The organism is Porphyromonas pogonae (assembly GCF_036320655.1).
Classification (GTDB): domain Bacteria; phylum Bacteroidota; class Bacteroidia; order Bacteroidales; family Porphyromonadaceae; genus Porphyromonas; species Porphyromonas pogonae.
This window is the reverse complement of record NZ_CP143258.1, coordinates 865576-891209: the sequence shown is the minus strand read 5'-3', so window position 1 is coordinate 891209 and position 25634 is coordinate 865576. Positions and strand designations below refer to the sequence as shown.

Genomic DNA, 25634 nt, shown 5'->3' with positions numbered 1-25634 from the left:
AATAATCGCAAATCCAGGCTCTACCATAAAGAAATATAATATCACGGGCTATATTATTCAGATAATTATTTGGAAAGACTAATATGAAACTCTTGTTTATTTAGTCCGAATTTTCTTCTGATTTTATACCCCGATAATCTCTTTCTTATTTAGACTTTGTACAAATAAGCCTAATCTCGTAACTAAGTAAAGCCAAATTTTATCTCCTGATCGCCCTTACACAAAATATTTAGTTATATAATATATAACGGATTGCATAAAAACATCCGTTTATTCCTGCATGTGTGGATAATATCATTTTGTCAGAATATTGGAGGTATCATGATGAGCTAATCTCTGCAAAATATAATTGCCGAGATATAAATGGAGGAACTTCACAATATTGAAAAAGGTTGCCCCGAAACAACGGAGCAACCTTTTTCTAATCTATATAATATAGGACACGACTAAGGCATCACGTCCTCTGATAATTACTCATCTACTAATAGAATCGAGCACGGTTATCTTCAACCTTGGTATTCTTGATAAGTGAATTGAAAGCGCGGAAAGTCATCTGACGTGACACATCGGCTCTGCGTTGCATCATCTGTGACTGTTGAAGGGCTTTGTCAGCTACAGCTGTTTCACTCAAAGGCTGTACTACCATAACTTCAGTACCGGCTACAAAGGGCTTGGAAAGCTTTTGCAGCGGAGTGGTCATAGCATAACCATTGAAGGCGGGAGCCTCAGATCCTCTTACGATGTAATTGACACCAACCAAAGTATCCACCTTAGTATCCAGGTCTGTGGCATAGGCTTCCAAAGAAGTAAGTTTCTTAGCCTCGAGCTGTTTTACCATCTGCTCACCTTTTTTCTCTGCGATCAATTGAGTCTTGATATTATCTTTGACCATTGACAAGGGGAAATAACCGGCAGGGAGCTGATCAGCAATAGAGGCAATAACGAGATGATCGGTACCACAGCGGTAAAGCTTCTCTGTAATATCGCCTTTCTTTCCTTTCAGAGCCCAGCTCACAATCTCACGGGAATCGGGTATCTTGCCTAACCCGGGATTTTGTACGAATACCATTTCGTTGCGCACCACAGAGAGACCGGCAGCCTGTGCCTTCTTGGCCATATCATCGAATGAACCACCCTCAGTAAGGATTTTGTTCATGATAGCGTATTTCTGATTGTAAGTAGCATCAGAAAACTCGGCGGGTATACCTACATAGGCAATCTTGTATTTATCTACAGCTGCTCCCGGGTTTACTGCCTTGACAAGCATAGACACATTGCCACGCTCCAACTTGATCACTTGGCCTGCAGGAACATGGAAAAGAGTGTCGATCTGCATTTGAGATGCACTAAGCTCAGTAACGGCGCTATCGGGCTGTCCGAACTGATTGGGGAAAGTTACAAGTCCCTTCATAGGCTTGGTATTGGGGTCAATGCTATATTTAGCAACAGCATCATCGAAGTTGCCGCCGGCATTGAGAGCATTGGCAATGCTATCCGCTTTCTTTGCATTGATAGAGTCAAGTGCAATAAGCTTGATATTGATAGTCTCTGCTCCTGTTTTCTTATTGACAAGCTTGATCAGCGAATATTTGTCATTGATCAGTTCAGGGGTTGATACTTGACCGATAGATGCCGATTTGATAAAATCAATGTTAGCAGCACCAAGTCCCATTTGATCCAGTTCCTTTCCTGTAATATAAGCATTGCTTACAAACTTCTCTGAGTAGTTGCGAAGTACGCTCTCTACATTTGCGTCGGAAGAAAGTTCTTGATAAGCTTTGTTTTTAGCCTCTTCTGCGACTTTATAGTCGGCAGCACTGGGCTGTACTTGCAGGCTAATGTAGCTAACCTGAGTTGCAGGATTGGCCATCACAAAAGCCTCTTTGTGACTTTCGTAGTATTTCTTGATGTCATCATCAGAGACCTTCACAGCATTGTCGGCAATCGCAGAAGCAGACGTGCGCACCAAAGCTACTTCACGTGAAGGCATGCCGCTCTCGAGCTCAGCATCGACCTTGTTGATAGCATAAGTACGGGCAACCAATGTACCGAGCTTTTCTTGTAAGCGATTGGTAAGGATAGCTTTCTGAGCAATGATCCATTGAGCCTGGATATTGCGGACGTACCCCTGCTGATCAGCCGGCATAGATTTGATCTGCGAATCGCTCATCTGGCGAATAAAATTGTTTACTGCAGCAACATCGTGAGTGTCAATACCAAACTGGCTGAAGAACTGCTGTGCTACAGGAGAGGCTGAAACACCTTCACCTCTGATAAGCGCATAAAGCTCGTCGGAAGTTACTTTGATACCCACCTTATCGGTAATATTGTTCAAAGCATACTCCGTGATATATTGCTGAGCCAGCTGGTTATTCAGCATGGTGCGCTGTTCATCACTCATTTTCTGACCATTGCCTTCGGTCATATCTTGCATTTCCTTCAAACGAACCTGATAGTCTTGTATTGAGATCTTCTCTCCATTGATATTCAAGACTACTTCTTTGCTCTGTCTAAACCAGGTGGACCCAGATCTGAGACCGTCCCCGATAATAAATGCGAAAAGCGCAATTGCTATCACGGTGATGAGTAGCGCTGCGTTGTTCCTGATTTTCTGTAAAGTCGCCATTTATAATATTTAGTTTATTTTATATTCGTTTTTCAAGGTTACAAAGATACAAACCTTGCGTGACTTGCCAATTGTTTTGGGCAAAAGATTTGCTTTATTCACTGATTATTGTCATTTTAACCAGATCTATTTTGGTGGAAGAGGAGCGCAAAATCTCAAAACTATAATTCTCGATATTGAGTATCTCTCCGGGATTGGGTATGCTTTGATAATGATAGAGAATAAAGCCTGCAATGGTCATGAAATCTTCATCTTCGGGCAGGTCAAGGCCGAAGCGGTCATTGATGTCATCGATCTCCATGCGTCCGCTGAAGATAAAGACATTATCGTCGAGCTTCTTGGCTACTAATTTATTCTTGTCATGTTCGTCCTCAATATCCCCAAAAATCTCCTCTACCACATCTTCCAATGTAATCATACCGGCTGTACCGCCAAGCTCGTCAATAACGACGGCTATACTGCGTTTCTTTTGCATCAACTGCTTCATCAGCTTGCTGGCATACATGCTCTCGGGCACAAATACGGCAGGCACAATGCGCTTCTGCCAGTCTTCACCCTTGAACATCTCACTCGAGTGAATGTAGCCTACAACGTCGTCGATATTATCCTTGTATACAATAATTTTGGACAAACCTGTGGAAACAAACCGCGACTCCAACATAGACAGATCGGCATTGAGATCCACTCCTACCATCTCATTGCGCGGAATCATACAATCGCGCACCTGCAGAGAGGGAAACTCTATGGCATTTTGTATGATCTTTACTTCTGTATCGAGCTCGCCATCACTGCCTTCGGCCGTCATGCTATGGCTCAAATAGTGCTCCAGGTCTATAGTAGAAAGAGCGGGCGATAGATTAGGTTTGGATTTCTGCCCTACGATAATAAGGAATAATGACGAAAGTAATGTACAGAAGTAAGCAAACGGAAACAAGATGATATACATCAGAAATAAGGGAACGGCAAATATCATCATCACTCTATTGGCGTTGAGCTTAAAAGTGACTTTGGGAATAAATTCACCGGCAAAAAGGATGAGTATCGTAGAGAGCAACGACTGCACAAGAAGTATCAACCCGTCATTGGGCAGAAAATAACGAAGCGGATCTTCCATCACCTTTGCCATAAGCAAACCGTAAACTACAAGGGCAATATTATTGCCAACAAGCAGTGTGGTAATGTAATGATTGGGATGCGCGTAAAATACGCCTAAGATACGCCCCGTAACCCCTCCTCTATTGCGATCCAACTCATAGCGAAGCTTGTCGGACGATAAGTAGGCTATCTCCATGCCGGAAAAGAAAGCCGATAAAAGTAATGACAGAAAGATATAAAGATATATCATAAGGCTTACTTAAGAGGCTTTGAAGGTTTGGGTACAGGTTGCTTATCAGCATGGCTGCCAATAGGGGGAGTCACGCTCGGCCCGGCAGCGGGTGCAGGGCGTGTCTTCGCCTTGATGCTATCGGGAACGGGAGCATTGTGAGGTCGGGAAGCAGAGCCCGAGAAGGTTGAGTCTTGATGCATCCCCTGAGGAGGTGGTCCTACAGAGTCAAGTTTATTCTCATCAAAATCCAATGTACCGGAATTGTTGAAGACAGAGTATTGGCTGAGATCATCGCGAGCCTGGAAAGACGTGCCGCGAGAGACTTTGTCCCCTGTTGTAAAGTATACACTATCATTGGAATAGATACGGCGGTTGGCCTCATCCCAAAACAAATGAGGTGAATAGAGCTGGGTACCGTTGAGTGCTTTCATGTGTACGTGACCGATAAGCTCCCACAACTTATCATCAAGCTTGTAGTATGCTGTATCGGCTGATATTTTGGCTTTCATACGCTTGAGCGTGTCAATATTCTCGACATACACGCCTCTGGGGAAATACCACTTTTTGTTGGTGGGGTTATCATAAATACGCCACTCCTTAGTAATCATACGATATTTGATGACGCCTGAGTCTGACAACAGAACGTTGACATTCTCCGTTTTCATCATATACATAGTGTCGAGCTTAATTCCGTGATTGGCTAAGCCAGGTTTCTTTTGAGAGCAACCGAATTGTGCCCAAAGAATCAAAATAAACAAGGCTAATATGCCCCCAACTCTTAGATAATTAGGATTTAAACAGAAATGATATGCTCTGACCACATCCTTTTTGATGCGGTCAGAGCTATCACATTTGTTATCTATTTCTGTACGGGGTACAGATTCGTTATCCATTGATAATAATCAAACTATTTATTGTGCTTACAAAAAATGAGGTTTATCTTATTACAGTAGATTCGCCGATCCAGCCGCCAATAGTCAAAGTCTTACCTTTACTGAGATCCGGGTGCATAAACACATCGGAAGCAGAAGGCAAATAACGGCTATACTTTGCGATGAGTCCGCTTGCTTTGGGAGCAACGCTAGGATCTACACTACGAGCTTTGTTAAGCTTGTCGATAACCAAGTAATATACGCAGCGTTGTTTTACAGGGTCACCGGGGAAGATACTATCAGCAGAAGAAGCATACATCAAAGCTATATTGACATAAGCCATACCCATGTTGGGGTTCTCTGCAAGCGCTTTCTGGAAATGTGCACGTGCTGCACCATAGCTACGTTGGTTCATTGAGATCACACCCATAGTATAGTACACATTGGCTCTCTGCTTAGCTTCTTTGGAGAGACCCACAGCCTTTTGCAGGTAATCCATAGCCTCGGTGTAACGCTTACCGTTCATAGCCTCACGAGCCAAACCGATAGCGGCTTCCGCTGATGGTTCAAGAGCGAAAAGATACTTACTAGCTTGGAAGTAAATAGGAGCATCACACTCCGACATCTGGAAAAGAGCCAGCATCGTCTTGAGGTATTTAGCGTCAGATTTATGAGCTTCAAGTTCATCGGCATACATTTTCTGCAACATATCGCAGTCAGCCAAGCCACTTCTGGCAAAAAGCTCATCCATCGGAGTCTTCAAAGCTTCCAGCTGTGATTTCTCAGTAGAGTCTGTACAAGCATTGATTTGCGTTTCCATAGACTTAGCAGCCAAGTTGTAGTCTTTGATATACTGTGAGTGCTGAGTACTATCAGCGATAGCGCGCATCAATGATGCATAGGTATAGTAAGAAAGCGTAGCTGCGCTTGTGTGGTCTTTCTTTTCGTCTACAATAGGTTTGAGCCAAGTATACACTTTATTGTAATCGGCATTCTCACCCATAATACGAATATAATCACCGACTTTGGACGAAGTGATCCAGTCTTTGTCATACTTAGGATCATCTCCAAAATATTTTACGCGATTGTCATAAAGTCCCATCAAAGAGTCCAATAAGGCTTTGCGTTTTCCGGCATCTTTCTCTTGTTCGAGTCTCCAGTTCAAAATCTTAGCACCATAGAAGTAAACATTCTTGGTAGATCCCGGGCATTCCTTATAAACCTCTAGCCAATACTTGTAAGCATCTGCATAGTTCTCGTTTTTTGCGTTAGAACTAAACAAGCTCGTATTCTGACGACAACGAATACTGTCTTGGCCTGAACCAAAAGGAGTACCTGTCTGCACACCGGTCTGAGCAAATACCGATGAAGTCATTAGAGCTAATGCTGCACCTAAAAATAAATTCTTCAGTTTCATTGTTGTGAGTGTTATGTTACTGTTTTTAAATTTCTGTGTTTATCTCGTTAATCAACTGTGATTTTCCTAAACCAGCTTTCATTGAAGGTAAGTCCCAACGTAAACATCAGACACCGCTCCACGATGGCATTTTTAGGCGGGATCAGTCTATCGTACGACACAGTGAGGTTGAGCATTGACCTTCTGTCTACGATAGGAATACCCAAACCAACGGAGGCTCCTACCTTATAATAACCTTTAAAATCATTCCCTACGGGAACTTTAAGATATGAATTCTCAGCGTTGACACCAAATCTATAACGAGTCTGTTTGAAAAGTGACCTATCATTATGATCGGGTATAATCTCTGCACCCATAGCTACCTTGAGTCTGTCTTGGAAAACATTTTGCTTGCCCGGGGCAAACTTCACCTCTTTCCATCTACTATATTGGACGTCAGCTCCCAACAATAGTTTATTCTCTATAGAATAGCTCGCGCCCAATCCAAAGGAATGTGGTAAGTTGTACATATTGCTTGACTTAATGGTATCATTCTCCACAACTGTGATACGACCTCCGGTAGACGAAGAGTTGACAAAAGTAGTAATGTTGACTAATCTTGAATTAAGATTGAACGAAGGTGAATATGTAGCACCGATTGTGAGTTTACGATCTTCTTTCTCCCCCATGACCATGGAGTACTGCGCACCCACATCCATCTTGAAGCCTTTTATTCTCAGTTCATCGTTGAAGATAGGGTTGAGCGGAGCAGGCGTAGAATACAGCACTTTGCGGTCGTGCGATATATTACCGAAAAGGAATGAGGCGTTCACACCCAGTGAAAATCCTTTGAACAGACTAGCACCCACGCCCAGGTACAGGTCATTGATATTACCGTTACCGGAGTACAAGCGTGTATAGCTCTCCTTCTCTCCCCCTGGCAATTTCTCCAGGCTACCGAATTGATAACCTGCGTAGGAAAACGGCATGATACCGGCACTGATGCCTACATGCTTGGAAACAGGAAATAACATGGTAGCGTATTCGAAGTTGCCCAACTTTCTATTGGTATCCTTACCACCCTCGCTATACCAGCCGAATCCGAAAGATGCAGCCACATCGAAGATGAATGTGAGCGAATCCACTGCAGAGTAAGAAGCAGGGTTCATCGGGTTTGTGACCATACCATCCCGTACGCCTATACCTATCCCCCCCATACCTCTGGCGGCATTGACGGCGCGGTCTCCAAGACGTCCGTATCCGAAGCGGGTATAAGGCGACTCTGTGCTGTTGTTTTGCGCTTTGGCTTGTAACAGCCCCGCCATACTCACAGCCACAGCTATTATAGCAACAGATATGTTTCTGCTCACCGATGAGCTGTTTTTAGTTGTTTTCCTGTGCATGATTATAATTATACTCAAGTATTCTATTTAGTCCCAGTAGTACCAAATCTTTGACTACCGTGATATCATTCTTTATTTTACATTCAAAGTACTGCGAGTCTCCTCCCGTAAGATACACCACCAAATCAGGGTGAGTCATCCTGAGATCATCGATGTAGCCGTCGATCTCATATACCAGTCCGCGTGTCACTCCGCTTTCGATAGCCTCTCGAGTATTACTGCCAAACGGCGAGTAACCCTCTGCTACATCGGAGTACTCTACCAGGGGCAAACGGCTGGTAAAATGGTGCAGAGCCTTGAACCGTGTTTGAAACCCCGGCGAAATGTTTCCACCCAAATAAACGCCGTCTGCCGAAACTCTTTCATAAGTAATGGCAGTACCGGAGTCTATCACAAAAATCTCTCTTCCGCCTCCTGTCAATTCAAATGCAGCCACAGCCACAGCCAACCGGTCACTACCGAGAGTAGATCGGTCGTAATTCACTCTAATGGGCATCGGAGTATCCTTATCTACGGCAATGGTGAAAGGGATATAATCTTTCAGCAGCCTGATTAAATATTTATCAACTCCCCCTACTGAACTATATATAGCACGTTTCAGATCAGGATATTCCAAGATAATATCTTTGGCATCCATGAGCGAAAGGCGGGGAAAAGCATAGTTGCAAACCATGATGTCCCCTTCATATATAGCCACTTTGCAGATAGAGTTACCTTGGTCTATAACTAAGTTCACCTATCAAAAGCGTTCTTCTGCTTAATATTTGAACTACAAAGGAACGCTTTTTTTACGAAAGTTCTATAATTTATCATCAAAGAATTCCTTTTCCGTAAGTTACATCACACTCCCGCTCCCTGTAAGATACACCTCTATACAATGAGATATCGACGAGCTTCCGCACGCTTTTGCGGATATTTCTTCTCTAATGAGAAAAACGCAGTTTATATTATACTTATTATAGAGTCTGTAAAGAATATAGTGTTTCTATCTCGTGAGCCCACAGACTTTCATCAGGAGTCTCCAAAATAATAGGGATAAAATCAAGATGGGGATCATCCATGATCAACTTGAAGAGCTCCATACCCATCACTCCCTTGCCTACCGAGTCGTGGCGATCGACCCGTGTAGCCAGTTCCTTTTTAGAGTCATTGAGGTGTATGCCTTTGAGGTAACCGTAGCCCACGATACTGTCGAATCGCGCAAATGTCTCTGCATACGCCTCAGCAGTACGTATCTCATACCCCGAAGCCAATGTATGTGCAGTATCGAGACAAACTCCCACACGGCTCTTGTCCTCGATACGATCAATGATGTATGCAAGGTGTTCAAACCTATACCCCATATTGGAGCCTTGGCCTGCCGTGTTTTCTATTACTGCCACCACATCTTTGGTCTCGCCAAGAGCCATATTTACAGACTCTGCTATGATATCCATGCACCTCTCTTCCGATATCTTCTTGAGGTGGCTGCCCGGGTGGAAGTTGAGATACTTCAGACCCAACTGCTCACAGCGCTTCATCTCGTCCAGAAACGCGGCACGGCTCTTCTCCAAACCCTCATTGTCAGGGTTACCCAGATTGATGAGATAGCTGTCGTGCGGGAGTATATGCTCGGGGGCATAGCCGTACTCTGCACACCTATCCTTGAAGAGCCCTATACTGCGGTCGCTCAGCGGTGCTGCCACCCACTGGCGTTGGTTCTTTGTAAAAAGGGCAAAAGCCTTTGCACCTATATTATGAGCATTCACAGGGGCATTCTCCACTCCACCGGAAGCACTCACATGAGCACCTACATATTTATGTGATTTATTAGACATCTGATTGATTGTTTTTTATTTGTTCGATATATAAAGTTAAACACTTTCTCCCATATTCCGTTCATTTCATGAGGTGACAAGTTTACCCGTTTGAAGTGTTTTTAGTAACTTCGAAGCATGAACAAGAACTATTTCAGCAGAAAGAGACGTGTACGCACAACCATGTTATTACTCAGCATTTATCTGGTTGTCATGGCTGTGATAGGTTATCCCCACCAGCGGTATGCCCCGGACGGAGCAGATAGGCTCATCAACTACCTTATCATCCTGGGGATTTCAGTACTATGCCTTGTGTTTCTAGGCTTTGTGCTCGACAAGAAAGCCCGCTACTCCAACCGATATGACACTATGGAGCCTCCTCGGGAAGGTGACGCCGAGAGCGACGATTCGCCGAACTCTGATGATACAAAAACTAAAAAATAATAAAACTCAACTCATCACAATCATTCAACGATGAATAAGCAAAATTTATATCCTCTGACTTTCAAGCCCCTACTCAAAACCATCATCTGGGGCGGACAAGATATCAGACCTTTCAAAGGGATGGAACCCAACCAAGACACTATAGGCGAAAGCTGGGAGATCTCACATGTGGATGACAACTACTCCGTAGTAGACAATGGTGAGCTCGAAGGCAAGAATCTGGACGAGCTTATCAAGATCTACGGCGACGACCTTGTGGGAAAAAGCGTAAGAGCTCGCTTTGGCGACAAGTTCCCCTTGCTTATCAAATTTATAGATGCCCGCGACAACCTTTCCATACAAGTACACCCCAATGATGAGCTGGCAAAACAACGCCACAACTCTTTCGGCAAAACTGAGATGTGGTATGTAATCAAAGCCGCTCCGGATGCTAAGTTGTTTTCGGGCTTCGCCGTGCAGTCCTCTCCCGAAGACTATGTCAAGCGAATCGAGGAGAATACCATCATGGATGCCTTGGCCGAGTACCCCGTTGAGGCTGGCGATGTATTTTTCCTCCCGGCCGGTCGCGTACATGCTATAGGAGCAGGATGCTTCATTGCCGAGATACAGCAGACTTCCAATGTCACCTACCGCATCTATGACTACAACCGCAAGGATGCTGGTGGCAACACCCGTGAGCTACACACCGAGCTGGCCAAAGACGCCATAGACTATCACGTAGAGCAAGACTACCGCACCTCTTATACTCCACGCCCCAATGTCCCCGTGGAGCTGGTAGAGTGTAAATACTTCGAGACCAACCTGCTTGATCTCACAACGCCACTTGCACGTGACTTCAGCAAGCTCGATAGCTTTGTGATCTACATCTGTATGGAGGGTGAGGCTGAGATCAAGGACAATGAGGGACACAGCATCCTCATCAAACAAGGGCACAGTATCCTCATCCCGGCGATCACGGAGAACGTATCCATCACTCCTCTCGGCTCGGCTAAGTTGTTGGAGACATTCATCCCCACTGCCACAAATTAAGACCACTCGTCTTTTATAATCATTCTGAGCAGGTGCATCTCTACAAGCACCTGCTCTTTTTATTATTTAACGCTTTGGCAAATACAGCCCTTTGTTTTTGGAGATATTTAACACACACGGCTTAATTCCTTTACTCAAACATCTGTATGACAACGTAGTATTTCATAATAATATGTATTAATCATGGTGATATACCAAGCTTTCTTTCAAGCGAACCTCTGGTATAGTCAATATATTATTTACAAGCACCAAAGAGGAATAGACTCTGCAACCAACAGCTATTTCAACTAAAACACAACTCTACTTTAGTTAAAACACCAAAACATTTTAACTGTAATAACTTCGTATCTTAACTAAAACACGGAAGTGTTTTAACTAAACTGTTTTTGTGTTTTAGTTAAGACACAGTGGCAATATCACTATCCGCATCCACAAAAAAAACGATTGCCAAAGCAAAAAATGCTTTGGCAATCGTCTTAGCACCGCCAAGTGATAGCGGGATTTGATTATAGCGGGATTAATTACTTTCCAGAGCCACTCTTCATCACGTAATGCACCCCTGCCCACAAACACAATGATTGCCCGAAAAAAATATGCGGAGTGTATACAGTACAACATCATAGCTGCGAGTGCCACACAACTTGGTCTTCTCACAGGCGCACAGAGCTCGGTGTATATTTATTGTATAGGAAGAAAGCAGGGATGCCACCGGGGCAAAGCTATTGTTTGGATCTACGAACATCATGATAATATAAGTTTGAATAAAGAATAAATAAAAAGCGCGTGATATAAGTATAGAAAAACTCTCTGTGCAAATATACGCCCTGAGCATCCCCTTTGTCAATACCCCTACGTTAAAAAACGTAAAACAAACAATCGCAACAAACAGGATAAGCACTACAGCCTATGAGCATCTCACATCACAACGACAGAGCCAAAGAAAAAAAATGAAAAGAGAATTTTACTTTTGATTGTTTACTACGTATAATGAACAGATAAAGGATACAAACAACTTGCTACATGTGTGACACGCTGGCTCAGACCTTCAAGGATTATCGCAGGCACGATACTTTCGCCGACATTGTAACGTGCTTACAGCCCAAGCTCTATGCTTTTGCTCATAGGATGCTACACGACCACGACGAAGCTCAAGACGTGGTGCAGGAGTGTATGGTGCGCATATGGATGCATATTGATAAGTATGACGCCGACAAGCCATTCATCACATGGGTGTATGCCATATGCAGTCACTTGTGTCTCGATGCACTGAAGCAGAGAAAAAGGTATTGCCCCCTCGAAGACACAGCAGTGCAAATACGGGATACGGAGCAAGCGGAGCGAAACCTCGAACGTAAGGATATTGATCACTGCCTCAAGGTAGCCACAGCAACGTTGAGTCCTAAGCAAAAGCTGGTTTTTACGCTGTGCGAATTGGAAGAATTGTCGATAGCCGAAGTGTGTGGCATCACTCACTTATCCTACCTGCAAGTCAAAAGTAATCGCTACTGGGCCAAAAAATCTATGATAAAGCAACTCAAAAAAATGGGAATCGATGGGAAAGAATAATAAACACACTCACATCTACCTGCGCAAACTGATAGAAGCCGACAAGCGCATCCCCCCGATGGATAGCAATGCGGAAGAACTCAAGCACCGCATCCTCACCGTGGTGCAAAATAAGACTGTTCCGGCCGTTGATACAGCATATCGGCACTCGCATTCTGTTTTTTATGCAGCAGCGGCTTGCGTAGCTATGTTACTCATTGCTGTGGTGTCCAATATTTTTCTTCATGAAAAAATGCCACAAAGCACACTCCGTGATACAGCGATGTACAGAAACGAGAGACTGCATGACAACTGCAACGGCAAAGCCCCCGGACTGAAGATGCCGACAGACATAGAAGAAATATCTAAGATGCGAAACCAAATGAAGAAATCTGACAAATACCTCCTAATAACAGATTGAAATGAAGACATCGAAACACATCATAGGTGTCATAGCTATACTCATGAGCATGACAGCCTGCCGCAACAGTACAGAGATGCTCACCACGGTACACCGTAGCGGCTGTATCACCAAAAGCATATATCTCACAAAAGACGTACGAAAAGCGAAACAAGATGATAGCACGCTCAGAAACCTCTTCCCTGTAGTCACGGATAAGCAATGGAGTATTAAAACGGTTTCACTCGACAGTGCAACCTCTCTCGATAATACAAAGGGGAGAAAGAACAAGCCAGCCAGAGATACAGCAAGCAAAGGCACAAGCGTAGAAAATGATCCACTCGCTTCGACCGCAAACAAACCCAACTCCAAAGAGCTTATATGCCTGAGCCGTACATTCAGAAATGCCGAGCAACTCAATCAAGAGTTTGCATACAAAAAGGATATTCCATGGAGCGACTTGCACGTGACCTATGAGCTTCACAAACGATTTCGCTGGTTCTATACACTGTACGAATATCGAGAGACTTACCCTCAGATACGTTCGGATCTCAAAATACCCATCGACAAATATCTCACACCGGACGAGCGGGACTTTATGCTCACCGGATTACCTGCGCTCACGGCGGGGATGAATGGTATAGAATCAGCCGATATGCTCAAAGGGTTGTCCGACAAGTATTACAAATGGTTGGCGGAGAACTATTGGGACGAAGCCATGACACGACTGAGCAGTTGCTACAGACGCACAACAGCCACGGAGCCGACCATAGAGCAGATAATGAGATCCAAGCAAAAAATATTTGGCAATGCCATAGATGACTATGAGAACTTCAATATGAAGGATATCCTGAACGAGTATTTCAAAACGTCAGCTTTCAATAAATACTGGGAAGGTGATGATGCTTGCATGAGCAAGTTTGATGAAGAGTTTCTCAACAAAGCTTACTTTAAGTACAACTCCTTTGCTCTGAACTATAAGTTGCTCATGCCGGGACGCATCAGAAGTACCAATGCTCCCATGTGCAGCGGTGATACATTGCAATGGATACTTAGTGCCGACAGGATGTTACAGGGAGGATATGAGATAAAAGCCACCGCTGTAAGCATCAATTACGTGATCTCTATAATCACATTGGTGGTATTGGTAATAGGATTGTATTTACTCAGAAAAAGGAAATACAAACATCATACTGCTCGATAATAAATAAGGCGGAAGTAATATTTACCTCCGCCTTATTCACAATATCATCGTTGAGTTACTAATTCTTCATCTTCTCGAAGCCCTCTCCGTACACGCCTCGTACTGAACCTTCAGAAACAAAAGCTGTAGGATCGATCTCCTGAATGATGCGGTATACGGGTACCATCTGCCTCTTACGAGCTACCACCAACAATACCTTGCCCGGCTGGCCTGAGAATCCGCCATGAGCATCGAGTATAGTACACCCGCGATGCAGCCTCTTGGTAATGGCATCATTGATCTCCTGATATTTGAGGCTGAATATAAAGAATTGTACCGACTGCTTGTTACTGTTGATATACCAGTCGAGCGTGGCTGATACTAATATAACCTCCACCACAGAGTATACCAGCAAATCGATGGCCTGAGCCGAAGGCAACGGATTCTTGGCAAAGTAAACGTTGGCAAAGTAAGAGAACGACACGATGAGTCCGTCTACCATCATCATCACCCTGCCGAGACTTAAATTCTTGTATTTATTTACCAAAGCCACTATCACGTCGGTGCCTCCCGTACTACCGTTGGCAGAGAACACAATACCCAGTCCCAAACCGCAGAAGATAGAACCAATCACCAGTGCCATGGCAGGCTGTGAGGCCAGTAGCGGATGAGGATTAGACGGATCGGCAAAGATATGTGTTCCTATAGGCACTATGAGCGTAAGTATACCGATGCCAATAAGTGTTTTGAAGAAAAATCGTTTATCCAAGAATACCAATGCTATGATCAGCAGGAGGATGTTGATACTGTTGTAAGGGATAGACGCATCGATACCGGTAATGATGGTAAAAATCGTAGAGATACCGGCAAGCCCTCCGGTAGTAATACGCTGTGACAAGATGAAGCCTGCCCAGCCAAATACATACAATGCACATCCGATAAAGATGGTAACAAAGTCTCTAAAGAAATAGCGAATTTGTTTTTTGTTTAACTCCTTTGTTGTTGTCATATATGTCCTGTTTGAACTTTGGTAAACTTAGGAAAGAGGATTATAATACAATATTAACAATTTTCTTAGGTACAACGATTACTTTCTTGGGTGATTTGCCATCAAGCCACTTAGCAGCTTCGGGTGCTGTGAGTGCAGCATGCTCCACCTCATCCTTGCTCATAGTCGCAGGGAGTTGCAGCGTAAAGCGCACTTTGCCATTGAAGCTTACGGGGTAATTCACAGAGTCTTCCACAAGGTAGGCTTCGTTGCACACGGGCCACTCTGCATCTACAATAGAGCCGGGATCACAGCCTGCGGGAGCCGATGCATGCCATAGCTCCTCTGCAATGTGAGGGGCAAAAGGCGAGAGCAATATGAGTAGCGGACGCAACACCTCCAAACTCTTGGTCTTGGCCGACTGATACTCATTCACACAGATCATAAAGGCAGGGATAGCGGTATTGAACGAGAAGTTACAGATGTCGTAGGTAACCTTCTTGATCAGTTTGTGCAAAGCCTTGAGCTCTTCCTTGGTAGCGGGAGTATCCTCGACACGCATGCCGTCGCCATCATAAAAGAGTCCCCAGAGTTTCTTGAGGAAGCGGTGCACCCCGTCGATACCATTGGTATCCCACGGCTTGCTCTGTTCCAGCGGCCCGAGGAACATTTCATAAAGGCGTAGTGTATCAGCTCCGTATTGCTCTATCATCACATCAGGGTTTACCACATTGAACATAGACTTACTCATCTTCTCCACAGCCCAACCGCAGACGTATTTACCGTCTTCCAGTATAAACTCGGCTGCATGAAACTCCGGTCGCCACAGCTTGAAGGCTTCAATGTTAAGGTGATCATTAGTGACAATGTTGACATCGACGTGAATAGGCGTCACCTCATATTGCTCTTTGAGCCCGTGCGATACGAAAGTATTGGTATCCTTGATGCGGTATACAAAATTGGATCTTCCTTGAATCATACCCTGATTGACCAGTTTACGGAAAGGCTCGTCCTCACAGATCACACCGAGGTCGTACAGAAACTTATTCCAGAAGCGACTATATATCAGGTGACCCGTAGCATGCTCGGTACCGCCTATGTACAAGTCTACATGTCGCCAATATTCATTTTTATCTTTGCCCACGAGTGCCTCCGCATTGTGCGGGTCCATGTAACGCAGATAATACGCCGAGCTACCTGCAAAGCCAGGCATCGTGCTCAGTTCATAGGGATACCCCTCGGCAGTACACCAGTTGTCGGCTCTACCCAGAGGAGGCTCTCCTGTTTCCGTTGGAAGGAACTTATCCACCTCAGGAAGTACCAGCGGGAGTTTGTCTTCGGCGAGAGCATAGGGCTCACCATTGGGTTTGTAATAGATGGGGAATGGCTCACCCCAATATCTTTGGCGACTAAAGATGGCATCACGCAAGCGATAGTTTACTTTCACCCGCCCGATGCTTTTTTCCTTGATGTACTCTTTGGTTTTAGCTATTGCATCCTTTACATTTAGCCCGGTCAGGAATCCCGAGTTGATCATCGTACCGCTTTTACTGTCTTTGGCATCGTCCCAGGTGTGAGGGTCAGAGGCTTCTTCTCCTTCCGGAACTACTACCTGCACGATGGGCAAATCGAAATGCCGTGCAAAAGCAAAGTCTCTCGTATCATGTGCAGGTACCGCCATGATGGCACCGGTACCGTAACCCGCCAGTACGTAGTCACTGATCCAAATAGGGATACGCTTACCTGTAAGTGGGTTGAGAGCATACGACCCTGAAAACACGCCCGATACTCTGCGGTCTGCAATACGCTCACGCTCCGTCTTGCGTTTGGTAGCGAGGAGGTACTCATCCACTGCCTCTTTCATATCAGGCGTTGTGACCAATGGCACATATTCACTTTCGGGGGCAAGCACCATAAACGTTACGCCGAACACTGTGTCTGCACGAGTGGTAAAGATGGTAAATTCTCCTTTGGTTTGACCTTCGCCCGATGTTTCATCGGCAAGTATTTTAAATTGCATCTCTGCACCTTCCGAACGTCCTATCCAGTTGCGCTGTGTCTCTTTGAGAGATTCTGTCCAATCCAGCGAATCCAAATTGTCGAGCAAGCGAGAAGCGTACGCCGATACACGTAGGCACCACTGACGCATCTTGCGCTGCTCCACGGGGTGACCGCCACGTACACTGAGGCCCTCACTCACCTCGTCATTGGCAAGTACCGTACCCAGCGCAGGGCACCAGTTGACCATCGTATCGCCCAGATAAGCCAGTCGGTAATTCATCAGCGTATCCAGTTTTTCCGTTTCAGACATATTATGCCACTGCTCTGCTGTGAAGCTGAGTTCTTGATTTTGAGCTACGTCGAGCCCTTCGGTACCATGCGCCTCCAAGTGTGCTTCGAGACACTCCAGAGGCAGCGCCTTGCGCTCTTTATTGTCGTAGTACGATGCAAATAGTTTGAGGAAAGTCCACTGTGTCCATTTGTAATACTCAGGGTCGCTTGTCGTGATCTCACGCTCCCAGTCGTACGAAAAGCCTATTCTGTCGAGTTGCTCACGGTAGCGAGCTATATTTTGCAGTGTAGTGATCTCGGGGTGTTGACCCGTTTGTATGGCATACTGTTCGGCAGGAAGCCCAAAAGCATCATATCCCATCGGATGCAAAACATTGAAACCTTGCAGCCTTTTGAAACGTGAAAATATATCCGATGCTATGTATCCCAGCGGATGTCCTACGTGCAACCCCGCACCTGATGGATATGGAAACATATCCAATACATAGAAGGACTGTTTTGCCTTATTTTCGGTAACACGATAAGTATGATGATCCCGCCAATATTGTTGCCAGCGAGATTCGATCTCTTGGTATTTGTAATCCATAAGAACTTATATATGCATTTATTTTAAGGGACAAAGGTAATCACTATTCACCCCATGGACAAAAGTTGTGTTGAAAATATCATTTCCCTACAACTTATTGCCTCATAATACATACCCATATATAGGTAATTTGATTTTATCTATTGGTCTATAGATGGTAATAAGATATATGTTGAGGGCTAAATTTGTATATTTGCACTTCAATTTGTTAAAGCGTGAGAATAAAGGTTAGTAGAGAGAGCGTTGCTTCATCGATTCTTCTGCCATTACTCCTATTCTTTTTGTTGACAAAGTCTTTTCACTCTCACGGAAAAGATCATATGCCGACAATGGACAAGGAAGTCTGTGGCGGGGCATTGTGCGTGCATATGAGCCATCTCGGCTGCCCTGTCTGCGATTTTACGCTATCACCCTTTATCTCCGTAGAAAAAGCCGTATTACCCTATTTACTTACTCTGCTCATTTGCTACGTATCGCTTACGTATGGAGAGTTAGTAACAGCTAAACTACAATACCGCTTTCTACGTTCTCCACCATCTTCCGTCCCGGTATAATTATCATTAAGACCTGTTACTCTATGCTCAGCCATAGAGCCGCACCGTGGCGATATTTTGATATCCCGAGGTGTTTGTCGGCTTATGGCAGTATCATAGCAGTGTACACGTGAGTGTACTCCCGGGTAATCCAAGATGAAAGAAATCGATATCTAAGTAATCAAAAAAAAAATGTACAATAAAAAGTTATATATCGTCCTGATAGGCATCTGTATGTCTGTACAAACAGGATGGGCACAAAAAAAGGCTAAAACAGAGACACCGATAGACTCACTATACAATCACCAACTGGGGCAAGTTGTTGTCTCAGCAAAAAAGGTTACACAGAAGCCTGACTACGCATTAATCAATGCGGGAGAACTCAAGCTGATACGCTCCAACACGCTTGGTGCTACGCTGAGCAGAATACCCGGCATACAAAACACGTCTTACGGACCCAATGCAGGAACTCCCATGATACGCAGCTTGGGTAGCAATAGAGTGAAGGTTCTATACAACGGACTGGGGATGAGCGATCTTTCCGGCATTAGCCCCACGCTAAACATCAATGCCAATCAGGACAACATCGAGAGCTTGGAGGTATACAAAAACTCGGCAGCGGTGCTTTTCGGCGGTAGAGCCATAGGTGGAGCCGTAAATATCCATACCAGTGCCTTACCTGACAAATTGGACGATAAAAGGCTCAATGCCATGATCAATCTTGAGGGATCGACCAATAGTGGCTTCAAACAAGCGGTCAACCTCAGATGGAACGATGGCAAGCACTGGGCAATATCTTTTGGGGCTATGAACTCCAACAATCATAAAGTAAGAATACCCGGCAATTCTAAATACAGCTTGTGCTATGACAAAAAAGAAGTGGGATTCGACCCCATACTCCAGTCCCTATGTCAAGTAAATGTAAAGTCAGAGCATGTTCTGAACAAGACCATTTTCCCATACCTCAACCAATTTGCATTAGATCATCTCAATGACCCCGATTATGATCTGAGTGAGAATGACAAATACACGTTCAAACCCACTTACTATGATCCTAAGAAATTCAAGCAGATGCCCAATCCCAAAAACGATTTATATGTTCCGGGCCAGGACATCAAAAAGGATATGTACAAGGATGAAGTAAGAGAGATCAATGACTATGGTCCCGTAAAAAAAGGAGAGATTACCAATAGCCACTCCAACGCCAAAGCCATCAATATGGGCGTATCATATCTGGGCGATAACTTCCGCCTGGGTGCTGCCTATCAAGGCAATTTTGCTTACTACGGCGTACCGGTCTATGCACGCTGGGCTACCTTTAGCTCGGTGCCTCATGGCAATCACTCACATGCCGTAGCAAACTTTTCGCCCTATATGCCCGTCAATGTCAGAAATCGCTCACACAACGTTATGCTCGATGGTGAGTGGCGTCCTTCCATGCCTTTTATCAAAGCTGTGAAAATGGACGTGTCAGGGCAGTATTCCCGCGATACCGAACTTTTGAGTGATATAGGCGTAAACCAGTTCAAGACCTACCAGCAAGCCGGGCGTCTTGCATTCGACCAGATAGGTACTGACTTTTATACAGGTTCATTCGGTTTTGATTACAACTTCCGCAAAATGAACGGTGCAGGAAGACTGCGTTACTTACCCAACAACAAGAGCAATGAGGTGGGAGCCTACATCACACAAAACCTGAAGTACAAGATGCTTGACTTCAAAGTAGGATACCGTCACGAGCGTGCCAACCGCAGTGCTTACAAAGATGATACTTACAAGAGAAGCCGTGGGCTCTCCGGAGGTACCTTATCGGACAGACATTACAACCTCAATCAATTCAACTCATCATTAGAGATAAATCTACTGAAGATGATTACCCTGAGCGCTTCTTTCAATCACTCTGAAAGAGCTCCTGAAGTCAATGAACTGTATGCGGGCAACGATCACTTCGCCATTGCTATTGAAGAAAATGGTGATGATAGGCTCAACAAAGAGATGTCCAATAGCTTTGAGCTTGGAGCAGCATTCTCCTATGAGAACCTGTTTTTCTCCGTAAACTATTATAAGACACACTTCAACAACTATCTCTACCTCGGACACACAGGTGTGGATCACGGGTCGTTCCCGGTAAAAGAGTGGCGTGCGGCCAATACGGATATCGACGGATTGGAAATGAAACTTGCTTACAAACTCTCGACAAGGCATCTGGGTGAATGGAATTTCAGTTCTTACTATGATATTGTAAAGAACAAAAATACCTCGGCAGATACCGTGCGCAGACATTTCGACGGAGATTACATGCCCAACATGCCTACAAGCCGTGTGGGTTTCGGGCTCAACTTCACTTCCAAGAAGTTTACAGCCGATGTCACATTGGATCACTACATGAAACAGACCCGCCTGGGCAAAAATCTTGGAGAGGAGCATCCCATGCCGGCTTACAGCCTCCTTGGAGCCAGAGTAGCTTATTTGAGCCATATAGCTTCGCTCAAATCTGAGTATTACATCTATGGCACCAACTTGCTCAACCAAGAAGCTCGTCCGCAAAACTCGATACTCAAATACCTCGCACCCTTGCCCGGTATCAACATCGGACTGGGTGTAAGGCTTTCTTTATAACTTTTTCTATGATTTAGGTCTTTTTAAGATCGGGCTGCTCCGGCTGTGAGCAGCCCGTTTTTTATCATACCATGAGGGATAGGCTCAACTTACACTTTGCACCACACATGGGGTATAAAACTCATTTTTGTATAGTCTGAAGAAATATTACATGCCCCCCGGCAAGCAAATCACGACACCCATATAGGCTATTGACAAAGGGGTATCTGATATTGTATCTTTGTAAACGATCGAAGGTGTTCTATGCAAACACCTTCTTACACCGATTAAATGCTAATCAAGACTTATTCATACCAATAGCGACATATGAAGATCAAGAGACCTGATGCTTTGCCGACAAATACAAACTATAGCTTATTCGACTATGAATATGCCTGTTACATCTTTCTTCCCAGCTCTCAGTCACCCCATCCGCATTTCATACCTTTCCCCTCAAATATCTCTAATCCAAAGACCATATAAGGGTTCAACCTCACTCACAAAGCCTCTACGCATAGGCTCTCTCCTCTCATACCCTCAACACATACTCCTCCAAAACATCATAATAGGTGATCCGACTCATGTATAAAGTCGGCTGACCTATCATAGACGGACGTAAGACTTATCATACTGAGTCAACAGACCTATCATATAAGGTCGGTGCACTCATCATAATAGGATAGCACGCCCTAACATAATAATAGCAAATCCGTACTCTACTATAAATAAATATAATATAAAGGGCCTATATTCTTCAGATAATTATTGGGAAAGGCTATTATGCCCCTACAGTTTATTTTGCCCTCTTTTTCTGCTGATTTTACTCCACCAAAAGTTATTTCTTATTTAGACTTTGTACAAATAAGCTACGTTTCATAACTAAGAAAGTCTTTTTTTCATTGCAATCAACCCGCATTTCAATTTATTTAGAAATCTGTGAACTAATCTTATACATTACGGCTCTATGCCTATACGGTATGATATAATTTTGACAAAATGTCAAAAAACACCGCTCCCGTATATAGCTTCCCCTCTTTTACGAAAAGCCCTATACGGGAGTGTACTTTTTTGATGATTGTCTTCAGGACAGCCGCTACCTTTTCTGCATATCCTCCATAAGGGTTTGGAGATATGCTTTGCCTTTGCGGATGCGTAGATCAGCACCCTCACCTTTGTTGTACATCATGGTCCTGCTGTCGCAGTCCCAGGTAGTCACGCCTGTACTATCAGTAAAACCAAAGAGGTTGGGAGAGGAAAAGAATGCAAATGGTTTTACCTGTGACGAGAGTACATTTCGGGAAAAGCCGAAATCAGCATGGCTGATATTCATCTGTGCCAGTAGTGTGGCGGCAATATCCGTTTGGTTGCACAGGACTTCATTGCGCTCTTTCCTGTTGAGTGCACCTCCTGCCCAAAGATGCAAGATGCGGTACTTCGACGGATTGTCCGGCGTTGCTTCATTTTCAGGATAGGGGAATCCGTGATCCGCTACAAAGATAACAAGCGTATTGTCCCAGCAAGCGGTATCCTGCTTCAGCGTTTGGATAAACTGCCCCACGCAGCTATCAGTATAAGCCACGGAGTTGAGAAAAGGATGGGCAGATCGTTGTATGGGAACCTCAAAAGGTTCATGGCTCGACAGGGTAAGAAATGTATAAAACACCGGAGCTTTAGCCTGACAAAGCTGTTTGTACTCTTTAGCAAGATAGTCGAAGGTCACCTCATCAGGTACTCCCCATTTCGACAGCTTGTATTTGGCTCCAAATGAAGCATAGTCGGTAATGTGCTTATAGCCGGTGGCAGCGAGGTATCCACGGGTATTGGTAAAGTTGATGTCTCCCCCATAAAGCATATGGGTATCATAACCATAATGCGACAATGTCCCGGCAATAGAAGGTAATGTGGCACATTTGTCGGGATACTTCATGATAGAGGTCGTAGGTTGGGCAGGATAGCCACTAAGTATGGATACCACACCGCGATCGGTACGGAAGCTGTTGGCTACACTTTGCGAGAATAGCAATGACTCCCCAGCCAACTTATCGAGATGGGGTGTTATGGAGTCGGGGCCATGTAAACAGCCAACCGCATTACCCGAAAAACTCTCCATGATCACCAATATAATATTGGGTCTGTCGGTGCTGAGTACATGCTCCGTGAGGTGGGGATCCGTGTCGGCACGTGCTTGATCCACAAGCTCTCGATATATGGCGGCACGCTCTTCGTCCTTGAAATACTGGTAATTCTTGGCAATATCACTTTGCTGGTTCAGCGAGTACATCAGACTAAATACAGGATTGATGGAAGCGTGATTGATAAACTGATTATTACAGTGATAGACCATCCCCACATTGGCCGTAGCCACGGATACCCCGCCACGCATCATCACAAAAATTACTCCCCCAAGCAATAAATACGCAGGTGAATACTTGAGAGCGCGCCAGCCGTGGCCATGGACTCTGCCCTCAGGGATAAATCGCTTATTCCAAACCACGAGTGCCTTGGCTAGGGCGTAGGTAAATAGCGCAAAAGCAACAATTGCCCCCAAGATCATCGGAAGCGTAGCACTGCCGAGCGCCTCCTTGGGCTGTCGCAGATAGAAGAGCGGTGTAGTATCGAGTCTGAAATTCCAATAGCCGTACAACCCCAGATCCACAGTAAAGATGAGAGCCAGTACGGCACTGATAAGGCAATAATAATATTTGAGAAAGGTCTGCACATAACGTGCAGGTACAAAATACAGCATCAGCACACCGACAAAAGGAATAGCCAAAAGATAGGCCGCTATGACATAGTCGAGTTTTCGCCCATAAATAAAGACAGAAAACAACTCTGCCGCCGAAGCTCCATGCCAATAGGAGTGATAATATGAAATAAAAATAACATGCTGTAAGCAGAAAAAAAGCATGAAGATCAGGAACACGCCCAGTAGGTATCCCGCCTTGGTGCTGCACAAACGTTTTACACGCATCCAAAATGTAGTATTCATCAGTTATAATCTTTATTCATAGTTATACCCTGCGAAACCAAGAAGCGTAGGGTGCAATAATTGTATCGTGAGATCAGACTTCATCCGGCCATGGGCATGGTTTATTGATCGCCTTGAACGAAGGGCGTTGTGCCCCTACCCGACGAAGATAACTGCTCAGCTCTTCAGACAAACGTTTTACAATCGACGGATTTTGTAGTGAGAGATCCTTCTTCTCTCCTATATCAGCGGGGATGTCGAATAGCTCCTTCTTACCCGTGTCATAATAGTAAATTAACTTCCAATTGCCTTTCCTTATTGTACATGTGGGGCCTATACCCGGGCCGTCATTGCCCCATAGATTGGGGCAATTCCAGACTAAGCTTCGCTGTAAATCGGCATTGAAAGGAGCTTTCCCCATAAGCCTGGGCATAAAACTTACACCATCAATCTTCTGTTTGGTTTTCCTGTCTTTTACCTGAGCAATATCCAAAATTGTGGGGAAAAAGTCCTCGATAAGTAGATACGTACTGCACCGAGTAGCAGGTCTTACATGCCCCGGCCACTTCACTATCATAGGCTCGCGCACACCTCCCTCATAGGCAGAGCCTTTACCACTATTGAGCGGATGGTTCTGGGTATGGAGGGGATTATCGCGCCACTCAGACTCGGAGGATAGCCCCCCATTGTCGGACATGAATATAACCACAGTATTATCTGCCATCATGTTCTGATCCAGCCAATCGAGTAAATCGCCCAAGCTTTTATCCATTCCTTCTACCAGAGCAGCATATGCAGCTTCATGCTCAGAAAGCCCCTGCTTGCGATATTTGTCATAAAAACGCATATCCTTGTCAAACGGCACATGCACTGCATAGTGAGCCATGTAAAGGAAAAAGGGCTGTCCCAAAACCTTAGCTTTGTCTAGAGCTTTCTTGGCTTCGATGGTAAGAGCCTCTGTGACAAATACGTTTTTGCCCCAGTAATCTTTTAGCCCCGGCACAGCATTCAGCGGAGATAGTTTACCATCTGTACGATTGCCGAAATTGTCCTCTCCCAAATAACTCGCCAGTCCACCGGCTGCATGTCCTGCAATATTGACTTCAAATCCGAAATGATGAGGATTTTCACCAGGAGTATTGATAGCTCCCCAGTGAGCCTTGCCACAGTGGATGGTATGATATCCGCTATCCTTGAGCAACTGCGAGAGGGAAGTCACATCATATGTATGACTAATACCGGAGACCTGACATATGCCGTTGTAGTTCCACTCGGGAAATCTGAGGACATCGCTATGCCTATCGGTAGGCTTGTCTTTCTCTAAAGTCCAATTGGTAACACGATGCCGTGCAGCATTCATCCCAGTAAGCAGACTGACACGTGACGGGGAGCTTATGCTGGAAGCATATGCCTGAGTAAACATCATCCCCCGGGAAGCCAAACGCTCCATAGCGGGTGTGTGATAACGCTTGTTGAGATCCGTGCTACGGGTCCAAAAGGGGAGAGAAGTATCCTGCCACCCCATGTCATCGACCAAGAACAAAATAATATTGGGTCGGTTATCTTTGGGGACTTTATTTTGAGCTACTGATGACGATGCACCAAATGGCAATAAAGCAACGGCAATAACAACACTCTCCTTTTTCAT

The 25634-nt window shown here is 44.8% G+C and carries 18 protein-coding genes; 6 read left to right on the top strand and 12 right to left on the bottom strand.

Annotated features, from left to right (window positions below; translation table 11 throughout):
* Window positions 1-481 precede the first annotated feature (481 nt).
* From VYJ22_RS03375 to nfo, 7 genes are all read right to left on the bottom strand, one after another.
* On the bottom strand, window positions 482-2626 hold the full coding sequence (locus VYJ22_RS03375; protein ID WP_329905055.1) for a peptidylprolyl isomerase: 2145 nt from the start codon (window positions 2624-2626) through the stop codon (window positions 482-484).
* Window positions 2627-2720: 94 nt separating this feature from the next.
* A complete protein-coding gene (locus VYJ22_RS03370; protein ID WP_329905054.1) occupies window positions 2721-3971 on the bottom strand; it encodes a hemolysin family protein in 1251 nt (416 codons plus the stop codon).
* 5 nt (window positions 3972-3976) lie between these two features.
* Entirely contained in the window at window positions 3977-4846 is an 870-nt protein-coding gene (gene lptC / locus VYJ22_RS03365; protein ID WP_329905053.1) for an LPS export ABC transporter periplasmic protein LptC, read from the bottom strand.
* 43 nt (window positions 4847-4889) lie between these two features.
* Window positions 4890-6242 carry a tetratricopeptide repeat protein gene (locus VYJ22_RS03360; RefSeq protein ID WP_329905052.1) on the bottom strand — a complete coding sequence of 451 codons (1353 nt, stop codon included), beginning with the start codon at window positions 6240-6242 and terminating at the stop codon, window positions 4890-4892.
* A 47-nt stretch (window positions 6243-6289) separates the two neighbouring features.
* A complete protein-coding gene (locus tag VYJ22_RS03355; protein ID WP_329905050.1) occupies window positions 6290-7591 on the bottom strand; it encodes a hypothetical protein in 1302 nt (433 codons plus the stop codon).
* Window positions 7592-7604: 13 nt separating this feature from the next.
* A complete protein-coding gene (locus tag VYJ22_RS03350) occupies window positions 7605-8360 on the bottom strand; it encodes a type III pantothenate kinase (protein WP_329905048.1) in 756 nt (251 codons plus the stop codon).
* 220 nt (window positions 8361-8580) lie between these two features.
* A complete protein-coding gene (gene nfo / locus VYJ22_RS03345; RefSeq protein WP_329905046.1) occupies window positions 8581-9441 on the bottom strand; it encodes a deoxyribonuclease IV in 861 nt (286 codons plus the stop codon).
* 117 nt (window positions 9442-9558) lie between these two features.
* Between nfo and VYJ22_RS03340 the strand changes: the two genes are divergently transcribed.
* The 5 genes from VYJ22_RS03340 to VYJ22_RS03320 all read left to right on the top strand — a co-directional run bounded on the left by VYJ22_RS03340 (window position 9559) and on the right by VYJ22_RS03320 (window position 14042).
* The gene (locus VYJ22_RS03340) at window positions 9559-9864 is read left to right on the top strand and encodes a hypothetical protein (protein ID WP_329905045.1); all 306 of its coding nucleotides are present in this window, start codon (window positions 9559-9561) and stop codon (window positions 9862-9864) included.
* A gap of 30 nt (window positions 9865-9894) precedes the next feature.
* Complete coding sequence (locus VYJ22_RS03335) at window positions 9895-10893, top strand: type I phosphomannose isomerase catalytic subunit (protein ID WP_329905044.1); 999 nt, start codon at window positions 9895-9897, stop codon at window positions 10891-10893.
* 1020 nt (window positions 10894-11913) lie between these two features.
* Complete coding sequence (locus VYJ22_RS03330) at window positions 11914-12459, top strand: RNA polymerase sigma factor (protein ID WP_329905043.1); 546 nt, start codon at window positions 11914-11916, stop codon at window positions 12457-12459.
* Window positions 12446-12859 (top strand): hypothetical protein, encoded by a 414-nt coding sequence (locus VYJ22_RS03325; protein ID WP_329905041.1) that lies wholly within the window; start codon window positions 12446-12448, stop codon window positions 12857-12859. The genes VYJ22_RS03330 and VYJ22_RS03325 overlap by 14 nt, the downstream gene beginning before the upstream one ends.
* A gap of 1 nt (window position 12860) precedes the next feature.
* Window positions 12861-14042, top strand: a complete 1182-nt coding sequence (locus tag VYJ22_RS03320) for a hypothetical protein (protein WP_329905039.1) — start codon at window positions 12861-12863, stop codon at window positions 14040-14042.
* A 58-nt stretch (window positions 14043-14100) separates the two neighbouring features.
* Here the strand turns inward: VYJ22_RS03320 and VYJ22_RS03315 are convergent, their stop codons facing one another.
* From VYJ22_RS03315 to VYJ22_RS03305, 3 genes are all read right to left on the bottom strand, one after another.
* Entirely contained in the window at window positions 14101-15030 is a 930-nt protein-coding gene (locus tag VYJ22_RS03315; protein WP_329905038.1) for a YitT family protein, read from the bottom strand.
* Between the two features lie 40 nt (window positions 15031-15070).
* Window positions 15071-17887 carry a leucine--tRNA ligase gene (gene leuS / locus VYJ22_RS03310; protein ID WP_329905036.1) on the bottom strand — a complete coding sequence of 939 codons (2817 nt, stop codon included), beginning with the start codon at window positions 17885-17887 and terminating at the stop codon, window positions 15071-15073.
* A 228-nt stretch (window positions 17888-18115) separates the two neighbouring features.
* On the bottom strand, window positions 18116-18244 hold the full coding sequence (locus tag VYJ22_RS03305; RefSeq protein ID WP_329905035.1) for a hypothetical protein: 129 nt from the start codon (window positions 18242-18244) through the stop codon (window positions 18116-18118).
* A 368-nt stretch (window positions 18245-18612) separates the two neighbouring features.
* On the opposite strand from VYJ22_RS03305, the gene VYJ22_RS03300 reads away from it, so the two are divergent.
* Window positions 18613-21039 carry a TonB-dependent receptor gene (locus tag VYJ22_RS03300; RefSeq protein ID WP_329905033.1) on the top strand — a complete coding sequence of 809 codons (2427 nt, stop codon included), beginning with the start codon at window positions 18613-18615 and terminating at the stop codon, window positions 21037-21039.
* Window positions 21040-22111: 1072 nt separating this feature from the next.
* Here VYJ22_RS03300 and VYJ22_RS03295 read toward each other — a convergent pair.
* Window positions 22112-24007 (bottom strand): LTA synthase family protein, encoded by a 1896-nt coding sequence (locus tag VYJ22_RS03295; RefSeq protein WP_329905032.1) that lies wholly within the window; start codon window positions 24005-24007, stop codon window positions 22112-22114.
* A gap of 73 nt (window positions 24008-24080) precedes the next feature.
* Complete coding sequence (locus VYJ22_RS03290; protein WP_329905031.1) at window positions 24081-25634, bottom strand: sulfatase; 1554 nt, start codon at window positions 25632-25634, stop codon at window positions 24081-24083.